The organism is Synechococcus sp. F70.1 (assembly GCF_047502745.1).
Lineage (GTDB): Bacteria > Cyanobacteriota > Cyanobacteriia > Thermostichales > Thermostichaceae > Thermostichus.
The window spans coordinates 48,670-66,932 of record NZ_JANSJL010000061.1 but is presented as its reverse complement, the minus strand read 5'-3'; the positions used below and the strand labels follow the sequence as shown (position 1 = coordinate 66,932).

Sequence of the window (18,263 nt, the reverse complement as noted above, 5' to 3'; positions counted from 1 at the left end):
AGCAGGGGGAGTGGGAGGCGGCGCTGGTGCCGCTGCTGCAGGCTCTGGAGTTGCAGCCGGACTTTACCGATGCTGCCCATATCCTGGCCATCTTGTTGCGCGATTGCGGGCAAGAGGAGGAAGCTGCCAAGCTGTTCTACCAACTCTGGCAAGCGGGTCCAGCCGACTTGGCCGCCGCCCTGGGCTGGTGTGTCAGCCAGTTGCCCCTGCTCTACGACGCCCCGGAACAGATAGCAAGCGCTCGCCAGCGCTACCGCCAGGCCCTAGAAGAGGTCAAGGCCCGCTGGGAGCAACTGCCGCGGGATCCAGAAACCCTAGAGCAAGCGGCTGCCGGCGTCGGCTCTGTCCAGCCTTTCTTTTTGCCCTACCAGGGCCAGAACGACCGCGAGCTGCAGCAACTGTACGGATCCCTAGTGGGGGAGGTCATGGCGGCTCGCTACCCCCAGCCTTCCCTTCCCCGGCAGCGACGTCCTGGGCGGCTTCGGGTAGGCATCGTCTCCGGCCTGTTCCGGGATCACTCGGTTTGGAAGATCCTAACTCGCGGCTGGGTAGAAGCTTTGGATTGCTCCCAAGTGGCCCTCTACGGCTTCCACACCTCTGCCATCCAAGACGAGATCACGCGCTCCCTGCCCTCTCGCTTTGAGCAGTTTGTGGCCGGATCCCGCAGCTTAATGGAGTGGCAGGCAGTCATTCGAGAGGCGCAACTGGACGTGCTCCTCTACCCAGAAGTGGGCATCGACCCGGTCTGCGCTCAACTGGCTGCCCTGCGTTTGGCGCCGGTACAGGCCATGGCCTGGGGCCATCCCCAAACTTCCGGTCTACCAACAATGGATGTCTTCATCAGCAGCGAGCTGATGGAACCGCCGGACGGGGCCAGCCACTACACTGAGCAGCTCCTGCTCCTACCTGGCCTTGGCACCTACTACATCCCCTCGGAGGTTGCACCTGCCTCTGTGGACTGGCAGGCCTGGGGGGTGGATCCCGACAGGGTTCTCTACCTCTGTGCCCAATCCTTGTTCAAATACCTGCCCCAATACGATGAGGTGTTCCCCCGCATTGCCCGGGAGGTGGGGCGGTGTCAATTCCTATTCCTCCAGGGCCGCCTTTCCCAAGGGATCCGCCAGCGCTTTTGGCAACGGCTGCAGCGAGCCTTCCGCGCCTACGGCCTGGCCGCCGAAGACTATGTGCTGCTGCTGCCGGAGCTCTCGCCCGCCGAATATGCTGCCTACAACGCCCTGGGGGATGTTTACCTAGACAGCATCGGCTGGTCTGGCGGCAACACCACCCTGGAAGCCTTGCCCCACGGCCTGCCCATTGTGACCTTGCCGGGATCCCTGATGCGGGGCCGCCATACCTACGCCATCCTGCAGCAAATGGAGCTCCACGAAACCATTGCTTCTAGCCTGGATGAGTACGTTCAGATTGCCGTGCGGCTGGGCTTGGACGACCGCTGGCGTGAGAAAGTGGGCCGGCAGGTAAAAGCCCGCCAGGAACGGGTCTACCGGGATCCCGCCCCCATCCGCGCCCTGGAAGCGTGGCTGCAAACTCTGAAGAGCTAAGGGGGAGTTTACTGGCCGGAGTCCCGACCTTCCAAACGGCAGAGCAGTTGCCGCATCAATAGCTCCCGCTGGCCTAAAGAGAGGTGGGGAGCAACCGCGCTGGAAAAATGGGGCATGGCTAGGGTGACGCGATCCAGCAAGTCGGCACGGCGATGTTGTTGCTGGATGGCCCAGGCCCGCTGCACAAGGTCTGCGGCTGTTTCCAGCTCCAGCCCCGCTTGTTCGGCTAGCCAAGCGGCTAATTGTTCCAGGTCGGGATCAAAGCGCAGCCGGTACATGTAGATTAGCATCCCGATCCCGAGCACTAGGCCTACGGCGCTGGCCACATAGGCAGCCTTAACGGAAGTTCCCGGCAGATAGGCCACCGCCGACACGCGTAAGATTTCATAGGGGATGCGAATCAGGCTGTAGCCGACGACATAGGTCCAGACCCAAGTGCCATCCTTAAGCTTGGGAAAGCGCCAGAACATCCCCATCAAGAGGGCAAACAGAACCAGGTTAAGGAGGCTTTCGTAAAAGAAGATGGGGTGAAAAAACTCAAACTGGCTGTGTTCCGGCTCGCGGGCCTCGGGAGGGATATATATCCGCAAAGGCCAACTGCTGTCAGGAGGAATGGGGGCACCGTAGGCCTCGGAGTTGAAAAAATTGCCCCAGCGCCCAATGGCTTGGCCTAAGATCAAGCCGGGGGTAATCACATCGGCGTACTTCCACCCGTTGATCCCGGTGGCGCGGCAATAGAGGTAAAGGGCAAGCGCCCCCGCCAGGATCCCACCGTGGATGATGATGCCTCCCCGCCAGATGGCAAAGGCCAAGAGGGGATTGTCTTGGAACTCTGACCAATGGGTGAGGACGTAGTAAAGTCGGGCGCCCAGAAACCCCGACACCACTAGCCACAGGGCCAGGGCCTCGACCCGCTCGCTGGCCTTGCCCGGCTCTTTCTCGAGGTGACGGGCCTCTGCTAGGGCTTTGGTCAGGATTAGGCCAACCAACACGGCAATGCCCATCAGCAGGCCGTACCAACGCAAACCTAGCCCGCCCACCAGGGGAGTGCTGGGGGGAAAGCGGAAGACGAATTCCCCGGGCGAGCTAAAAGTAAGGCCTAGCAGCTCAGTACCCCGTAGATTCATCCCCAGCACGCTCTGCACCCCCAATCCCCCAACTTAGTTCCAGCAGTTGGCTTCCACGCCGCGCCAGTAGGACGAATTTTCCGGTCGCGCTCCTAGTCTCGCAACACGTAGCCTACCCCGCGCACCGTCTGGATGAGGCGCTTCTCTCCTGGAGCTTCGATCTTAAGACGCAAGTAGCGAATGTAAACCTCGATGATGTTAGAGTCGCCTGCAAAGTCGTGCCCCCACACATGCTCCAGAATCTGCTGGCGGGTGAGCACCTGGCGGGGATGTTCCATGAGGTAGCGCAACAGCTCGTATTCTTTAGCGGTCAGCTCCACCTGGCGCTCTCCCCGCCTCACCTCCCGCGTCACGGGATCCAGCGTTAGATCCATGAACACCAACTGGCCATGGGGGGATCCCTTGGGGTGCTGCAAATAGATCCGTATCCGCGCCAGTAACTCCTGAAGGCTAAAGGGTTTCACGACATAATCATCCGCCCCAGCCTCCAGCCCTGCCGCCCGAGCTGCCACCTCATCGCTAGCCGTCATTAGCACCACCGGCACGCGGTCGCCCGTCAAGCGCAACTGGCGACAAACCTCCAACCCTGAGATCTCGGGCAACATCCAGTCCAAGAGCACCAGGTCGGGGTTTTGGGTGCGGGCTGCCGCTAGCCCCGCCGTGCCATCGCCGACCACGCTGACTCGGTACCCTTCATAGGTCAGCCCAGTTTCCAGAAAACGGGCCAACTTGGCCTCATCTTCGATCACCAGAATGTGGGCAGAGGAGGATTCCGGCTCGGGCATATTCTCTCCAGAAGAGGCGGGAAATCGGCTCCCTGCCCACCAGCATACCTTAGCCGTAGGGATTGACAGGCGGGGTAACGTGAAGCCTGCGCCAGCTACGTGTCCCACAAGCGGCTGCTGCCTGAAGGAGAGATTTGCTGCAGCTACAGGATCTCCCAGCTATCCCCGAAACCGAGGGTGGCGAACACTTAGATTAACCCCCACTCCTCCTACGCTCGGCTGATGACGAGTAGGTGCGCCCGCGCCAAGAGCGGGGCCGGCTGAGGGCCGACAGGATCACTCGCAGGACGGCCAAGGGATCCGCCAGCGGCGAAGCCCAAAACGTCCAGGGGGGATCTTGGTAGGAGCCGCGAATGCCCACAAGGACTCCCAGTCGCAAGGCAACTAGGCCCAGGTTAAGACCCAGCAGCACCTGCTCCGTTAGGGAAAAAGGGAACCCCAGCCCGGCCTTGAGCCCCAGCCCCCCAACCGCTAAGACTGGGATCCCCTGGGTAAGCACCAGTAGGGCGATATCCCCCCACAGTTGGGCTGCAGGAGTGGCATCTTTCAAGTCCAGGGATCGGCCCCACTCCCGCCAAGTTTCGGCCAAAGAAGTGTACATGCGCACCTTGAGCAGGTGCCGACCGTTGCAGAAAGCGACCTTAAAGCCGGCTGCCGCAATCTGCCGCACCAGGGTGACATCGTCGCAGAAGGAGGCCCGCGCCAGCGTGTAGCCGTTCATGGCTTCTAGCACCGAGCGGCGCACCAACATGCACTGCCCATTGGCCATCGTCCGCTCTGGCAGGGTAGCAGTGTCCCCTGGCGCTCCATAGCGGTAAATTAGGGTTGCCAAAAGAGCTGGTTGGAGCCAGCCTTCCCCCCAGTGCTGCAGGATAAACTGCGGCGCCAGGGTGAGGAGATCCAGCCCTTTGGCCTGGGCAGTTTCCAGCAAGCGCTCCACCAAGCCCGGCTGGGGGCGGGTATCGGCATCAATGCCCAAGATCCACTCAGAAGCGGGATCCGCCTGGAGAAAGCCGTAGTGCAACGCCCAGGGACGACCCACCCAGCCGCTGGGCAGGGGATCGTCGGTCAAGAGGCGAAAGCGGGGATCCCGCTTGGCCATCTGCAGCACTTTTTCGCGGGTGCCATCCTGGGAGCAGCTATCCACCACCAGCACCTCGCGCACGACCGCTCCCTGGCGGTGCAGCCCTTCTAGGCAGGGATCCAGGCGCTCGGCTTCGTTGAGGGTAGGCAGCAAGACGCTGACCAAGCCCGGCGGAAAAGGGATCCCCGGTTGACCAGGAGGGAGAGGAGAAGGACGCCACAGAGAGGGCAGCAGCCGGGCCAGCAACACCGCCGCCATCGGCAGCTGTAGGGCCAACAAACCCAAGGCAGCCGCATCCTCCATCGGGATCGCGTGCGTATCCATTAGGGCTACCTTCCTACCTCCTAAAAGTTGCCCAGCAAGGCCCAAGCCGGTGGCTTTGGTCCAGAATCAAGGTGACCCTTGCCCTCGGCTTTTTCTTTTTTAGCCCTTTGTGGACGTTTCCACTCAGCTTAGCCCCGGGGGATCCCTTGTCGCCCTTGTCAAGCTTCCTGCAGGACAGCTGGAGCGTGCTTTGGTGCAGAAAGAGCTGAGTCAGATTCTCGCCAAGAAACCCAAGCACCTCTTGCTGGATCTGAGCCAGGTCACGCGGATCGACAGCAGGGGGGTTTCGGCTTTGGTGTGGGCAAGACGCGCCTGCGCCGTCGCCGACTGTCATCTCAAGCTCTGCGGCCTAGGAGAACAAGCCAAGCTGGTTCTCAAGGTTACCCGTCTGGACTCTCTCTTCGAGACTTATCCGTCGGTGGAAGTGGCTCTCAAGAATCTCTCCGACGCCTATAAGGGGGACGGCTAGTTGCAAGTTCTGCTACCTACATCCTCAGGCAGCAGTCCCCTGACTCTCTACAGCCTAAGGCTGGTTTCTTTGGGCATAGAGCTTGGCCTGTTGCCGGATTTCCTCCCGCACCTTGGGCGGGGCCAGGCGGGCTGCTTGCTCAAATAGCTCAGGGGCTTTTGCCCGTAGGTTTTCGTCAGTGGCGGAGCTAAGGGCCATCGCCTTGCCTAGGATGGGGGCATAGGCACTGGGATCCTCCGCAATTAACTGGTCGTAAAGAGCTATGGCTTTTTCGGTCTGATTGTTGCGGGCATAGACAAAGGCCAAGCGCAGGCGGACGTCGCTATCTTCCGGGACTTCCTTCAGATAGTTCTCCAGCAGGCCAACAGCTTCAGAAGTGCGGCCCAAAGCTAGTTGAACCTCAGCCAGCTCCTGGAGGACTTGGCTATCTTTGGGATCCTTTTTGTAGAGAACTTGAAGTTGCTCCAGCGCCCCTTCCAGATCTCCTGTATCCCGCTGAATTTGAGCCAAAAAGGCTCGCAGTTGCCGATTTTCCGGCTCCAGTTCCACTAGCTTCTTCAGCGGCTCGATTGCCCCTTGCGGCTCGTTAAGCTGCAGTTGCGTGTCGACCAGTCCCCGCAGGGCAATGGGGTTGTCCGGCTCCCGTTCCAGCACGGCGCGATAGCCATCCGCCTGGGCCCGCAGTTGTTCGGTAACCAAGCTAGCGGTGTCCTGGGAGTCCGAAGGCCCTAGTGCCTGGAGGATAGGACCAAAGGAGAAGCCCAGGAACATCGCTAGGCCAACCACTGCCATCAGGGCTTCTAGGAATTTGCGGAGGGGCGATTTGTCAGGTTTGGACTGAGGCATGAAGGAGCTCGCACAAAATCTCTCTGTACTCTATCACTCGCTCCTCTGGAAGCCCAGCAGCCTCTTGGTTAACTAGGAACTCACTTTGCCCTCCATGAAAGGCAGCTCCCCTAACTTTGAACCTGCTGGAGCTGCTGCACCTGGGCCTGCAGGTAAGGGATCCCCACCCGGTGGCAGTAGTCGCCAAAGCGCTCTTGGGGCTGGCGCTCCTGCTTGTAGATCTGCAGGAGAATCCGCATCAGGGGCACAATTTGGCTAACATGCACCCGATCCTGAAACGGCTGAGCCAAGCGATCCCCTCGCGGGCTAGCCCCCAGCCAGATTTGGTAGTAGCCATCGGGGGCGGATCCCACCAATCCCAGCTCCGCTAAGTAGGGGCGGGCACAGCCGTTGGGGCAGCCGGTCATGCGCACCAAAAAGGGCGAGTCCTGCAGCCCCAGCTCCTGCACCACCTGATCCAACTGGCGAATCAAGCTGGGCAGGGCCCGCTCCGACTCGGTGATGGCTAGGCTGCAAGTGGGAAGCGCCGGACAGGCCATGGAAAGCCTCACCAGCTCTGGGATCTCCTCCTTGGAGGGGACTCCGTGGGACTTGAGGATCTGGTTAATGGCCTCTCGCTGGTGCTCCTCGATGTCGATGAGGATCACGTCCTGCGTGGGGGTAAGCCGCAGGTGGAGAGCAAATTCCTCCACAATCTTGCGCAGTGCCGTTTTGAGCTGCCGCTCCGGCGTATCTTGGATGCGGCCATTTTCAATAGAGATGCCCAAAAACCAACGGCCATCCCCCTGCTCGTGCCAGCCTAGGTAGTCGTCGCTGTTGGGGACAAACTTAGGCATGCGCCGGAAGGGCAATAGCTTCTCCCCCAAGTACTGCTCGACCACGCGGCGAAACTTGCGGATCCCCCAGTCGCGCACAAGATACTTCAGCCGCGCCTGCTTGCGGTCGTAGCGGTTGCCGTGATCCCGCTGCACGGCCAAGACCGCCTGGCAAACCCGATACACCGTCTCCGGCGGGGCAAAGCAGAGTTTCTGGGCCAAAAGGGGCTCCGTCTCTTCCTTGCCATGGGTGCGCCCCATCCCTCCGCCCACCACGATGTTGAAGCCCTTGAGGTTGCCCTTGCGGTCGGTGAGCACAATTAGGCCCAGATCCTGGGCGTAGATATCGACCGTGTTCTCTCCAGCCACGGTGATGGCGGTCTTGAACTTGCGGGGCAAGTAGACTGGGCCATACAGAGGCTCCGGCCCTTCCAGCCTTACCCCATTGCCGACAAACTGCTCGGCTTCCCGGACTTCCGGATCCACCGGCGGGATGGGAACTGGCTCCCCATCTACCCAGATCTCATAGTAGGCAGAGGTCTTCGGCGCCAGGAGATCTGCCAGTTTGCGCGCATACTCCTGGGCATAGCGGTAGGCAGGCCGGTTCTTGTAGGGGGCAGCCGGCGCCGTGATGTTGCGGTTGACATCTCCACAGGCAGCCAGGGTGGATCCCATCTGCCGAATAATGCTGGCCACTGTGGCCTTGAGATTTTTCTTCAGGATCCCGTGTAATTGCAAGGTTTGTCGGGTGGTGGCGCGCAAGGTGCCGTTGCCGTACTCATCGGCCAGCCGATCCAGGGTCAAATAGAGCTGTGGCGGCACATGCCCCCCCGGAATGCGGGTGCGCAGCATCATCTGGTAGGCCCGCTCCAGTCCCTCCTGCTTTCGCTGCTGCCGCAGATCCCGGTCGTCCTGCTGGTAGACACCGTGGAACTTGAGCACCTGCACCGCCGCTTCGCTGAAGTGGGTGGTGTCTTGGGCCAACTCCTGCTGCAAGGGATCCCGCAGAAAGTTGCTTTCAGCCTTGATGTGCTCTACTTTGGAGCGCTTGGCTTCGGAGGTGGCAGAGGAGGTCATCTAATTCCCCAGTAATCCGGTCGGAATACCTGTGAAACAGGGTATCACCTCTTGCCAGCAACGTCCAGTTTGGCTTCTTTACAGCCTGCTGTAGCGCTTGCAGCCGGCCCCAAAGCTCTAGCCGGCCAGCCCCAAGCGGGCGCTGTAGTCTGCCGCCGACCAGAGTTTCCAGGCAGAGTTGCCCTGCAGCTCCAAGACAAGGTCGTGGTAGGCCAGGAGGGTGGGGCGGTGGCCGACACTGACGTAGGTGGTGTTGAGGCGTTGCAGTTGCAGGTAGAGCAGTTTTTCGTTGGCCACATCCAGGGCGCTGGTGGCCTCGTCCAAAATGGCGTAGCGGGGCCGTGTAATTAAGATGCGGGCAAAGGCCAGGCGCTGCTGTTCGCCCAAAGAGAGAGTGCTGGCCCAATCTTTCTCCACGTCGAAGCCGCCCACCCGCTCCGGCAAATCAGCGAGGTTAACTTGGGCCAAGATCTGCAGGAGCTCCTCGTCGGTCAGATCCCGGCGACGGCCTGGATAGAGGAGTTGATCCCGCAGGGATCCCAGGAGCATGTAGGGCTTCTGGGGCAAGAAGAGCATTTCGCTGGTGTCGGGACGGGCGATGGATCCCTGGCCGTTGCTCCACAGGCCGGCAATAGCCCGCAGCAGGGAGCTCTTGCCGCTGCCGCTGACCCCTACAATCAATAGCCGTTGGCCTGCCTCCAAACTTAGGGACAGATCCCGAACCAAGATTCGTTCCGAATTGGGCGTAAGCAAAGTAACATGCTGCAGCGCCAGGTGGGGGGCAATGCGGGTTTGGATGGCGCTTTCTCGAGGACGCAGCTGGCGCAGGGCCGGATCCTCCAAAGCTTCGTAAAAGGATCCCAAGCGGTTGATCCCGGCGGCAAAGCTGGAGATGCTTTGGATCTGGTTGGCCACAATCGAAAGGGCGCTCAGCACCTGGCTAAAGGCAATGGTGGCCTGGGTGATGGTGCCAAAATCCCGCACGCCGCTAAAGTAAAGAGGGGCCACAATCACATAGGGAACGATGCGGGTAAAGTAGTTATAGGCGTACTGAAAGATATCGATAATTGCTTGCCAAATGATCAACAAATTAAAGTTGCGCAAGGCAGCAGCAAAGCGATTCAGGATCTGTCTTAGCTCTAGGTTTTCGCCCTGGTAAAAGGCAATGGACTCGGCGTTGTCTCGCACGTGTACTAGGCTGTAGCGAAAGTCGGCCTCGTAGCGCAGTTGATCGAAGTTAATTTTAATCAGCCTGCGACCGGCCAGAACGGCAATGCCAGTGCCGATGGTAGCATAGATAACCAATCCTATCGCCAGCACGCGGGAAATGCTATAGAGAATGCCAGTGAAGGCGTAGAGAGTGAGGATTGAGTCGAGAATATCCAACAAAAAAGAAAGGGTGGTGCCAGTAAAGGAGCGAACGTCTTCTGAAATGCGCTGGTCAGGGTTGTCGATTTCGGTGTTGGCAGCGTTGGAATCCAGCTCGTAGTAGGCCCGCCGGTCAAAGTAGCGATCCAGGAAGTAGTCGGTTAGCCATTCCCGCCAAAACAGGCCCAGCTTTAGCCGCGTGTAGCGGTAGATCACCAAGATGGGAATGGCTGAGATAATCAACACCCCGTAGATGATCAAAAACTGCCAGAAGGTGCTCTCTTCCTTTTGCTGCAGGGCAGTGTCGATAAAACGAAAGATAAAGCTAATCATTACATTGAGCCGGTTTACCGTTAGAGATAGAAACAGCAAAAAGGTAAGGAGCACCCATTGCAACCAGCGCCGATGGATCTGCCTCCATACCACCCCAAACGCCAGGCTGCTTAGGGCCAAGCTGGCTGCTGCCACCCATAGCACTGGCGAGGCTAGGTTTCTCTCTGTTTGCTCGACCAAGCCTGCTGCTAGGGTTCGGAAGAACTCTGGAAAAAGGGCCTTTCCAACCAGGGTTACCCCAATCTCGACAAAGAACATGAGGGCAACCACAAACACCATAGATGCTGCTAGCAGGCCAAAGAAAATCCAGCCTCCATAGCGCACCCTCGGGTAAAAATATGGCTGAGCTACGGTGATAAAGCGGTCCCAAAGTTTGCGGTCGAAGTTAAACTGATAGGTTTGGGAGTCCATGTTGGCAGCCGTCGGCAAGAGCGTGGGAGCCTTACAACATCTTCCAGGCTAGCAGGCCAGGGATCCCCATCTCTGTTCAGCAGGAGCAACTTCTCTAGCTGGCAAGTCCGACTGGCTAGGCGGGATCCCCTTGCAGCCGCTTTTGCCATGCCGCGTGAGCCGCTAGCCACACCGTCTGCACCGGCACGCGGAACTCTTGGGCGCGGGCCACACAGTCGCGAAACTCCGGCTGGGCGTTGACGATGCGGCCGTGGTGGCAGGCCACCTTGACGTCCACCAGGCCGTAGGGAGTTTCCACCCGCTCGATCCGCCGCTCCAGGACGGTGCGCTGCTGCAGAGAGTGGCGAATGCCCAGGGTGGTGGTTTCCCGGAAGAGGAGATCCTGGAACTCCGGCACGCGATCCGGCGGGCAGATGACCGTCAGTAATACCCCTGGTCGTCCCTGCTTCATGGTGATGGGCTGGGTAAACACGTCCCAGGCACCGAGGGCCAGCAACTGCTCACAGGTGTAGGCAATCACTTGAGGGTTGAGATCGTCAATCTGGGTTTGTAAGACCGAGACAATCTCGGTCGGCTCATGCCCCTGCGATTGACCAATCCAAAGGCGAAAGATGTTGGGAATGGGCAGCTCACGGCTGCCAGCCCCCCGCCCCACTTTTTCCAGCCGCAGCGGTGGACAAGGCCCAAACTCTTCTGCCAGCGCCACTGCCAAGGCTGCCCCGGTGGGGGTAACCAGCTCGGCTTCCACGCCGTTGCTGAACACTGGCACACGCCCCATTTCCCACAGCTCAATCACCGCCGGCACGGGCACCGCTAGCTGGCCGTGTTCGGTGCTGACCCAGCCGCCGCCAATGGGGTGGGGAGAAGAGATCACCTGCTCCACCTGCAGCCAATCGAGACCAACACAGGTGCCGACGATATCCACCAGGGCATCGACAGCCCCCACCTCGTGGAAATGCACTTTTTCCAGGGGAACCTGATGAACTTTTGCCTCTGCCTGGGCCAGCTTCTCGAAAACCTTGAGGCTGCGGACCTTGACCGCAGGGGCCAAGCGGGATCTGGCAATCAAAGCCTGGATCTCCAACCAGGAACGGGGGGGCGGGGATCCGTCCAGCACCTCCACCACCGCCTGCAGGGCAGGCTGCCCACAGCGCTGCACGCGACTCACCTGCAGGTTGTATTCCCCCCCGATGCCCAAGGCCTGGAGCTGCTGGTTGAGATACTCCAGGGGCACCCCGCAATCCAGCAGCGCCCCCAGGCACATGTCGCCGGCAATGCCCGCTGCGCAGTCAAAGTAAGCTACTTTCATACCAGCATGATAAGAACTTGCGGAAGAAGTTGAGCGCTTTGAAGCGTCCTGAGGCAGCAAAAGCCAAGAGGGGATCCCAGATGCGGATCCCCCTGGGGATCCTGCTGGCGGCGACGCTGCTGCTGTGGGGTCTGTGGGGATCGGCGGCGAACGGCCAGACTCGCCTCAACTTCAACAACGCCGATCTGCGAGGGCAGGATCTGTCGGGTCAGGATTGGCGAGGCAGCAGCTTTGTCAGCGCCAACCTGCAGGGTGCCGACCTGCACGGGGCTAACCTCACCGGCGTGGTCTTCACCAAGGCCAATCTGGCGGGGGCCAACCTGGCTGGGGCGGATCTGAGCAACAGCCTGCTGGATCTGGCCAACCTAGCGGGTGCTGACCTCCGAGGGGCCAACCTTAGGGGAGCAATCGCCGCGCGGGCCGTTTGGGAAGGGGCCCAGATTGCCGGCGCCGACTTCAGCGAGGCCTATGTGGATCGGGCGGCCCTACGCCAGTTGTGCCAGCGAGCGGAGGGATCCCATCCCGTAACCGGAGTTTCCACTCGCGCAAGTCTCGGCTGTCCTTGAAAGCTGGCAAAGGTGAAGAAAACAGGATCCCTAGAACCGGCCGCTCGGATCGACCTCTAGATTGGGTGAGGTGTTGATGGTGCCCCAACCATGAGCAAGCCCAGCTTTGCGGTGATTGGCCTGGGAGTGATGGGGGAAAACCTAGCCCTCAACGTCGAACGCAACGGCTTTCCAGTTGTTGTCTACAACCGCACCCGCTCCAAAACCGAGCAGTTCATCCAAGGGCGAGCCCAGGGCAAACAGATTACCCCCGCCTACAGCCTGCCGGAGTTGGTGCAACAAATGGAGCGGCCCCGCAGAATCTTGATCATGGTCAAGGCAGGCCCAGCGGTGGATGCCCTCATCGACGAGCTCAAGCCGCTGCTGGAGCCGGGCGACATCCTCATCGATGGCGGCAACTCTCTCTACAGCGACACCGACCGGCGCGCCGTGGCCCTGGAGCCTACTGGGATCCACTTTGTCGGCATGGGGGTGAGCGGCGGGGAAGAAGGCGCCCTCAACGGCCCTAGCCTCATGCCTGGCGGCAGTCTGGAAGCCTACCACTTACTGGAGCCCATCCTCACCAAAATTGCCGCCCAAGGGCCGGACGGCCCCTGTGTCACCTACCTGGGGCCCAAAGGGGGCGGGCACTACGTGAAGATGGTGCACAACGGCATCGAATACGGCGACATGCAACTCATTGCCGAGGTCTACGACCTCATGCGCAGGGGGCTGAAGCTTTCGGCACCCCAGATGCAGGAGATCTTCCAAGCCTGGAACGAGACGGAGCTGGAGTCGTTTCTGATTGAGATTACCGCCAAGATCTTGGGGACGCTGGATGCGGAGACGGGCAGGCCGCTGGTGGATCTCATTTTGGACAAGGCAGGCCAGAAGGGCACGGGCCTGTGGACGGTCAAGGACGCCCTGGATTTGGGGGTGCCAGTGCCCACCATCGAGGCGGCAGTGCAGGCCCGCATCCTCTCGTCGATGAAGGAAGAGCGGGTGTCTGCCTCCAAGCAGTTGCAAGGGCCAGGAACCACCTTTGAAGGGGATCCCGAGCGCTTCCTTCAGGATCTGCGCGCCGCTCTCTATTGTTCCAAGATCTGCTCCTATGCCCAGGGGATGGCGCTGCTCCGGCAAGCCACTGTTGCCCACGGCTACATCTACACCTTGAGCGAGATCCCTCGCATCTGGAAGGGGGGCTGCATTATCCGCGCCCGCCTCCTGGGCAAAATCCAGGCAGCCTACCAGCGGGATCCGGAGCTGGTCAACCTGCTTCTGGATGAGGAGTTCAAGCAGGCCATCCAGGAACGGCAGGGAGCCTGGCGGCGGGTGGTGGCCACCGCAGCAGCTTTGGGGATCCCGATCCCGGCCATCAGCGCCTCCCTGGCCTACTACGACAGCTACCGCACTGCCGAGCTGCCCCAAAACCTCACCCAGGCCCAGCGGGATTTCTTCGGCGCCCACACCTTTGAGCGCATCGACAGGCCCGGGGTTTTCCACCACGCCTGGACCGCCTAGAGGGAAGCCCCACCTAGACCCAGGGGTGTCTGCTTAACCGTAAAGCCCCGCACTTCCGTATGGAAAGGATCTCCTTCTTGGGGGAAATCCTTGCGGAAGTGGGCTCCGCGGCTTTCCTCTCGCAACAGAGCCCCTTGCGCCACCAGGCGGGCAAGCAGCAACAAACTCCCGGCCTCGACCTCTTCCCGGCTGGCCCAGGGCTTCTCCTCCAGGGGTAGGGCCTCTGCAAAAGCCAGAAAAGTCCGCAACTGCTCTCCCTCCCGCACCACGCCCAGGGCTTCTCCCACCTGCTGCCTGAGCTTGGGAAGCAGAGAGGGCGGCGCCGTCAGCACTGGTAGAGCCTGCACCTGCCGCGGTGGATCCTGGAGGTCCCGTAGGGCGACTAGGGCAGCCCGCTTGCCCATGACCAGCCCCTCCAGAAGGCTGTTGGAAGCCAAACGGTTTGCCCCGTGCAGGCCTGTAGAAGCCACTTCCCCCGCCGCGTAGAGGCCCGGCAGGCCCGTGCAGCCAAAAGCATCCGTTCGCACGCCGCCCATGACATAGTGGGCAGCGGGAGCAACCGGCAGGGGCTCTCTTTTGGGATCCAGCCCCAAAGCGCGGGCAGAGGCAACAACGGTAGGAAAGCGCTCTTCCAGATGGGGCACAGCTTGGAGGTCCAGGTAAACTCCCCCCGTCCGCTGCTGCTCCCAGAACACTGCCTGGGCCACCACATCCCGCGGCGCTAGATCCCCCAGCTCCGCATAGCGAGGCATAAAGCGCTCCCTCCAGGCGTTGAGCAGCACGGCCCCTGCCCCTCGGGCGGCTTCACTGACCAGGGCTCCATTGGGCAAAACGGTGGGGTGAAACTGCACAAACTCGAGATCCCTGAGAATGGCCCCTGCTCGCCAGGCCAGGGCCATGCCATCGCCAGTAGCTCCCGGCGGAGCTGTGGAGAGGGGGAAGAGGCTGCCAAACCCGCCTGTAGCCAGGAGAACCGCCCCCGCCCTCACCTGAAGGAAGCCCTCTGGACCAAGGAGCAGGGCTCCTCCCACTCTCTCCCCTGCCATCAAAAGGCTGAGGGCTGTGTAGCCCTCTAAAGGCGGCTTGCTCAGGCAAGCCAGCAGGCCTCTGAGAAGCCATAGCCCACTCCGATCCCCTCCCAGATGGCGTACCCGCGCCCGCGAATGGCCCCCTTCCCGCACTGGCTCAGGGTGGAAGGGGAGCCCCCAGGACAAAAGCTTCTCTAGGTGAAAGGGCGCTTCCTCCAGAATGGAGCGGGCCACTTCGGTCTCCACCAGGCCCCGGCCTGCCTGCAGGGTGTCCTGGAGGTGGGCCTCCACATCTGCCGCATCCAGCGGAAAAGCCACCCCCCCCTGCGCCCAAGGGGTGGATCCCGAGGGGAGGGGATCCTTGCTCACCACCAGGGCTCTGGCCCCCTCCGCTTCCGCCCACAGGGCTGCATAGACCCCTGCCACCCCTGCTCCCAGGATCAGGAGGTCTGTTTCCGCTGAGAAAGGCGTGGACACCACTGGACAAAACCGCCCCTCGACCGGGGCGCCCCCCTTCTAGGCTCCCGCCGGCACCGACAGCATGGCCAGGAGGGACTTGCGGGCTTTTTCGGCCACCGCCTCTGGCACTTGGATTACGTGGCGCATCTCCAGCAGGGAGCGGTAGACCTTTTCCAGGGTAATTTTTTTCATGTACTCGCAGACGGCGTCTGCTTTGACAGGGATAAACCTCTTGTTGGGGGCCTCTTTTTGCAGCCGGTGGAGAATGCCCACTTCGGTGGCGACCACAAACTCGCGGCTGGCCGAAGTTTTGGCATAACGCACCATCCCCTCGGTAGAAAGGAGCTTGGCGTCCGGCTTGAGAAATAGACAACTGGAGCCACAACTGCACTCGGGGTGGATGAGGAACTCCGCCTCTGGGTGCCTCTCTGCCATTGCCTTGAGGTGCTCCTCACGGATGCCGACATGAACGTGGCACTCGCCGGGGAACAGGTCCAGCTCCCTCCCCGTTGCCTGGGCTACATAGGCCCCCAGGAACATGTCCGGCACAAAAAAGATAGGGCGATCTGGCGGCAGGCTAGCCACCACTTGAACGGCGTTGGCGCTGGTTACGCAGACATCGGCTAGGGCCTTGATCTCGGCAGCGGTGTTGACGTAGGCAACCACCAGGCCTTCTGGGTTGGCCTCTTTCCAGCGCTGCACATCCTCCGGGCGGATGCTGTCAGCTAGGGAGCAGCCAGCCTCCAGATCCGGCAGCAGCACCGTCTTTTCCGGGTTGAGGATGGCTGCCGTTTCGGCCATGAAGTGGACGCCCGCAAAGACGATGACCTGGGCGTTCGTTTTCTGCGCCTCACGGGCCAGGCCCAGCGAGTCTCCCACAAAGTCCGCCACCTCTTGCACCTCGGGGAGTTGGTAGGAGTGGGCTAGGATAACCGCCTGCCTTTCTCGCTTGAGCCGAGCTATTTCCTGCACGAGGGTTGCTTCTGTCATCCTATCTAGGCCGGCCATCGAGTACAGATCCTGCCTTTGCCAGGCTGCCTGCCAAAAAATCCGAGACAAGGCGTTCCCAGCAGCCGGGCTTGGGCTATTCATCTAGGCTAGCATCAGAAGCAGCCCCCGCCAGGGCAGACCTTAGGGCCGCACTACTAGCAAAGAGAGATCCAAGGCTTTGGCCGAGTGAGTCAGGGCCCCCACACTGATGTAATCCACGCCTGCCTCAGCCGCTTGCCGGGCGCGCTCTAGGTTCATGTTGCCGCTGACCTCTAGGGGAACTTTCCCCCCCACTCGTTGAACGGCAGCCCGGATCTGCTCCAAGGGGAAGTTGTCGAGGAGGATCAGATCGGCGCCTGCTGCCAAAGCCTCCTCCAGCTCTTGGAGGTTGCGCACCTCAACCTCGACCTTGAGGTGGTGGGGGGCACCTGCTTTGGCCCGCTGGATGGCTGCCGAGATGCCGCCTGCGCCGCGGATGTGGTTTTCCTTGATCAAGATGCCGTCGAAGAGGCCAAAGCGGTGGTTTTTGCCGCCCCCGACTCGAACGGCGTATTTCTCCAGGGCGCGCAAGCCAGGGGTGGTCTTGCGGGTGTCCAAAAGCTGGGCTGAGGTTCCCCGCAGCGCCTCTACGTAGGTGCGGGTGAGGGTGGCAATGCCGGAAAGCCTTTGGAGAAGGTTTAGCGCCAGCCTTTCTGCTGCCAGAATGCCCCGCAGGGATCCCTTGAGCTGGACTACCTCCTGGCCAGCAACCACAGAGGCTCCTTCCTCTACCTTGGGGGCGAACTGCACCTGGGGATCCACTAGCCGGAAAACCCGCTTGGCAATCTCCAAACCCGCTAGGATCCCTGGCTCCTTTGCCAGGATCACTGCCTCGCCCTCCACGCCAGGGGGCAGGGTCAGCTCACTGGTGAGATCGCCGTGGCCGAGATCTTCCCATAGCCAGGCGCACAGGGTCTCCTCTGGGATGTAGAATGCTTGCATCATCTTCTGCAGAAGTGAGTTGCTTATTTGCTTATGGTTTGCTTATGGCCTCGGCTGGATCCCCTAAGTCCAATAGTGGCACTTTCAGCCGTCGTCAGTTGCTCAAAGCAGGAGCTGCCGCGCTAGGAGGCAGTTTGCTGGCCGCAGCAGGTGCTCAAGCGCAGCGGCGAACTTCCCCCACCCTCATCGTGGCGCAGAGATCCAAGCTCGACCGAGTTTCCTATGCTACCAACTGGTATGCCCAAGCGGAGCATGGCGGCTTCTATCAGGCGGTGGCCACAGGCATTTACCGCGAGTACGGGCTAGACGTCACCATCAAGATGGGCAGCCCCCAGGTCAACATCACCCAGATTTTGGCCGGTGGAGCTGCTGACTTTGCCATGGGGGGAAGCGCGGGAGTCATCAACGCTGTGCGGGAGGGGATCCCGCTCATCTGCGTGGCGGCTATTTTCCAAAAAGACCCGCAGGTTCTCCTGGCCCATCCCGGCACCAAGCGCCTGGAGGAGCTCAAGGGCCGACCCATTTTCGTGTCCAAGGGGGCCTTTACCACCTACTGGCCCTTCCTGAAAGCCAAGTACGGCTTTACTGACGACCAAACCCGCCCCTACAACTTCAACCCTGGCCCCTTCTTGGCCGATCCCAGCTCTGCCCAGCAGGGGTACCTCACCTCTGAGCCTTTTGCCATCGAAAAACAAGGAGGGTTTAAGCCAGTCGTTTTTCTCCTGGCCGACTACGGCTACAACCCCTATGCCACCACCATCGAGACGCGGCGCCAACTGGTGGCAACCAAACCTGACTTGGTGCAGCGATTTGTCGATGCCTCCATCAAGGGCTGGTACAGCTTTCTCGAGGATCCTCGCCCCGCCTATCGCCTCATCAAGCGGGATAACCCAGAGATGACCGATGAGCAGTTGGCCTACAGCTTTGAGAAGTTGAAAGAGTACGGCATCATTTTGTCTGGCGACGCCCTGGAAAAGGGCATTGGCGCCATGACCCACGAACGTTGGCAAAGCTTCTTTGAGACCATGACTGTAGCAGGCGTCTTTGAGCCAACTATCAACTACCGAGCTGCCTACACCCTGGACTTTGTCAACAAAGGTCCTGATTACTACAAGAAGAGCTAGGTCTATGCCCTGCAGCGGCCCGGTAACCTCCCTAGGGGCAGATAGCGATTGTTGGCTTGTCTAAGTCAAGATTGACACCCTTGCTAGCTTTCCCTTAGCTCAGCCTTA

15 protein-coding genes are annotated in these 18,263 nt (G+C 60.7%); 5 read left to right on the top strand and 10 right to left on the bottom strand.

What is annotated here, in order from left to right; translation table 11 throughout:
• A partial coding sequence (locus tag NW860_RS06515; RefSeq protein WP_414513171.1) for a hypothetical protein occupies window positions 1–1,559 on the top strand: 1,559 nt, incomplete at its 5' end.
• A gap of 8 nt (window positions 1,560–1,567) precedes the next feature.
• Here the strand turns inward: NW860_RS06515 and lgt are convergent.
• The 3 genes from lgt to NW860_RS06500 form a co-directional block, all read right to left on the bottom strand.
• The gene (lgt, locus tag NW860_RS06510; RefSeq protein ID WP_414425682.1) at window positions 1,568–2,704 is read right to left on the bottom strand and encodes a prolipoprotein diacylglyceryl transferase; all 1,137 of its coding nucleotides are present in this window, start codon (window positions 2,702–2,704) and stop codon (window positions 1,568–1,570) included.
• Between the two features lie 74 nt (window positions 2,705–2,778).
• Window positions 2,779–3,471, bottom strand: a complete 693-nt coding sequence (locus NW860_RS06505) for a response regulator transcription factor (protein ID WP_414513169.1) — start codon at window positions 3,469–3,471, stop codon at window positions 2,779–2,781.
• 193 nt (window positions 3,472–3,664) lie between these two features.
• Window positions 3,665–4,879 carry a glycosyltransferase family 2 protein gene (locus NW860_RS06500; RefSeq protein WP_414410770.1) on the bottom strand — a complete coding sequence of 405 codons (1,215 nt, stop codon included), beginning with the start codon at window positions 4,877–4,879 and terminating at the stop codon, window positions 3,665–3,667.
• Window positions 4,880–4,988: 109 nt separating this feature from the next.
• Between NW860_RS06500 and NW860_RS06495 the strand changes: the two genes are divergently transcribed.
• On the top strand, window positions 4,989–5,348 hold the full coding sequence (locus NW860_RS06495) for an STAS domain-containing protein (RefSeq protein WP_414425685.1): 360 nt from the start codon (window positions 4,989–4,991) through the stop codon (window positions 5,346–5,348).
• Between the two features lie 54 nt (window positions 5,349–5,402).
• Here the strand turns inward: NW860_RS06495 and NW860_RS06490 are convergent, their stop codons facing one another.
• The 4 genes from NW860_RS06490 to larC form a co-directional block, all read right to left on the bottom strand.
• Window positions 5,403–6,194: a tetratricopeptide repeat protein gene (locus NW860_RS06490; protein ID WP_414513166.1), complete on the bottom strand. Its 792-nt coding sequence runs from the start codon at window positions 6,192–6,194 to the stop codon at window positions 5,403–5,405.
• Between the two features lie 110 nt (window positions 6,195–6,304).
• Window positions 6,305–8,086: an NADPH-dependent assimilatory sulfite reductase hemoprotein subunit gene (locus tag NW860_RS06485; RefSeq protein ID WP_414513164.1), complete on the bottom strand. Its 1,782-nt coding sequence runs from the start codon at window positions 8,084–8,086 to the stop codon at window positions 6,305–6,307.
• Window positions 8,087–8,203: 117 nt separating this feature from the next.
• On the bottom strand, window positions 8,204–10,198 hold the full coding sequence (locus NW860_RS06480) for an ABC transporter ATP-binding protein/permease (protein WP_414513237.1): 1,995 nt from the start codon (window positions 10,196–10,198) through the stop codon (window positions 8,204–8,206).
• 115 nt (window positions 10,199–10,313) lie between these two features.
• Window positions 10,314–11,507 (bottom strand): nickel pincer cofactor biosynthesis protein LarC, encoded by a 1,194-nt coding sequence (gene larC / locus NW860_RS06475; protein ID WP_414513162.1) that lies wholly within the window; start codon window positions 11,505–11,507, stop codon window positions 10,314–10,316.
• 80 nt (window positions 11,508–11,587) lie between these two features.
• On the opposite strand from larC, the gene NW860_RS06470 reads away from it, so the two are divergent.
• Together NW860_RS06470 and gndA are read left to right on the top strand one after the other, a co-directional pair.
• Complete coding sequence (locus tag NW860_RS06470) at window positions 11,588–12,073, top strand: pentapeptide repeat-containing protein (protein WP_414513160.1); 486 nt, start codon at window positions 11,588–11,590, stop codon at window positions 12,071–12,073.
• Window positions 12,074–12,163: 90 nt separating this feature from the next.
• Entirely contained in the window at window positions 12,164–13,573 is a 1,410-nt protein-coding gene (gene gndA / locus NW860_RS06465) for an NADP-dependent phosphogluconate dehydrogenase (RefSeq protein ID WP_414513158.1), read from the top strand.
• Here gndA and NW860_RS06460 read toward each other — a convergent pair.
• From NW860_RS06460 to nadC, 3 genes are all read right to left on the bottom strand, one after another.
• On the bottom strand, window positions 13,570–15,081 hold the full coding sequence (locus NW860_RS06460) for an L-aspartate oxidase (protein WP_414513156.1): 1,512 nt from the start codon (window positions 15,079–15,081) through the stop codon (window positions 13,570–13,572). The genes gndA and NW860_RS06460 overlap by 4 nt on opposite strands.
• A 36-nt stretch (window positions 15,082–15,117) precedes the next feature.
• Window positions 15,118–16,050 carry a quinolinate synthase NadA gene (gene nadA / locus NW860_RS06455; RefSeq protein ID WP_414405615.1) on the bottom strand — a complete coding sequence of 311 codons (933 nt, stop codon included), beginning with the start codon at window positions 16,048–16,050 and terminating at the stop codon, window positions 15,118–15,120.
• A gap of 141 nt (window positions 16,051–16,191) precedes the next feature.
• Window positions 16,192–17,034 (bottom strand): carboxylating nicotinate-nucleotide diphosphorylase, encoded by an 843-nt coding sequence (gene nadC / locus NW860_RS06450; protein ID WP_414513154.1) that lies wholly within the window; start codon window positions 17,032–17,034, stop codon window positions 16,192–16,194.
• 41 nt (window positions 17,035–17,075) lie between these two features.
• On the opposite strand from nadC, the gene NW860_RS06445 reads away from it, so the two are divergent.
• Entirely contained in the window at window positions 17,076–18,155 is a 1,080-nt protein-coding gene (locus tag NW860_RS06445; RefSeq protein ID WP_414513152.1) for an ABC transporter substrate-binding protein, read from the top strand.
• The last annotated feature ends 108 nt before the right edge of the window (window positions 18,156–18,263 follow it).

What these genes read in the sequence shown, in the direction of transcription:
- NW860_RS06485 (WP_414513164.1), bottom strand. Translation starts at nt 8,086, where the DNA reads ATGACCTCCTCTGCCACCTCCGAAGCCAAGCGCTCCAAAGTAGAGCAC.
- nadA (WP_414405615.1), bottom strand. Translation starts at nt 16,050, where the DNA reads ATGACAGAAGCAACCCTCGTGCAGGAAATAGCTCGGCTCAAGCGAGAA.
- larC (WP_414513162.1), bottom strand. Translation starts at nt 11,507, where the DNA reads ATGAAAGTAGCTTACTTTGACTGCGCAGCGGGCATTGCCGGCGACATG.
- gndA (WP_414513158.1), top strand. Translation starts at nt 12,164, where the DNA reads ATGAGCAAGCCCAGCTTTGCGGTGATTGGCCTGGGAGTGATGGGGGAA.
- nadC (WP_414513154.1), bottom strand. Translation starts at nt 17,034, where the DNA reads ATGATGCAAGCATTCTACATCCCAGAGGAGACCCTGTGCGCCTGGCTA.
- NW860_RS06470 (WP_414513160.1), top strand. Translation starts at nt 11,588, where the DNA reads ATGCGGATCCCCCTGGGGATCCTGCTGGCGGCGACGCTGCTGCTGTGG.
- NW860_RS06445 (WP_414513152.1), top strand. Translation starts at nt 17,076, where the DNA reads ATGGCCTCGGCTGGATCCCCTAAGTCCAATAGTGGCACTTTCAGCCGT.
- NW860_RS06505 (WP_414513169.1), bottom strand. Translation starts at nt 3,471, where the DNA reads ATGCCCGAGCCGGAATCCTCCTCTGCCCACATTCTGGTGATCGAAGAT.
- NW860_RS06500 (WP_414410770.1), bottom strand. Translation starts at nt 4,879, where the DNA reads ATGGATACGCACGCGATCCCGATGGAGGATGCGGCTGCCTTGGGTTTG.
- NW860_RS06480 (WP_414513237.1), bottom strand. Translation starts at nt 10,198, where the DNA reads ATGGACTCCCAAACCTATCAGTTTAACTTCGACCGCAAACTTTGGGAC.
- NW860_RS06490 (WP_414513166.1), bottom strand. Translation starts at nt 6,194, where the DNA reads ATGCCTCAGTCCAAACCTGACAAATCGCCCCTCCGCAAATTCCTAGAA.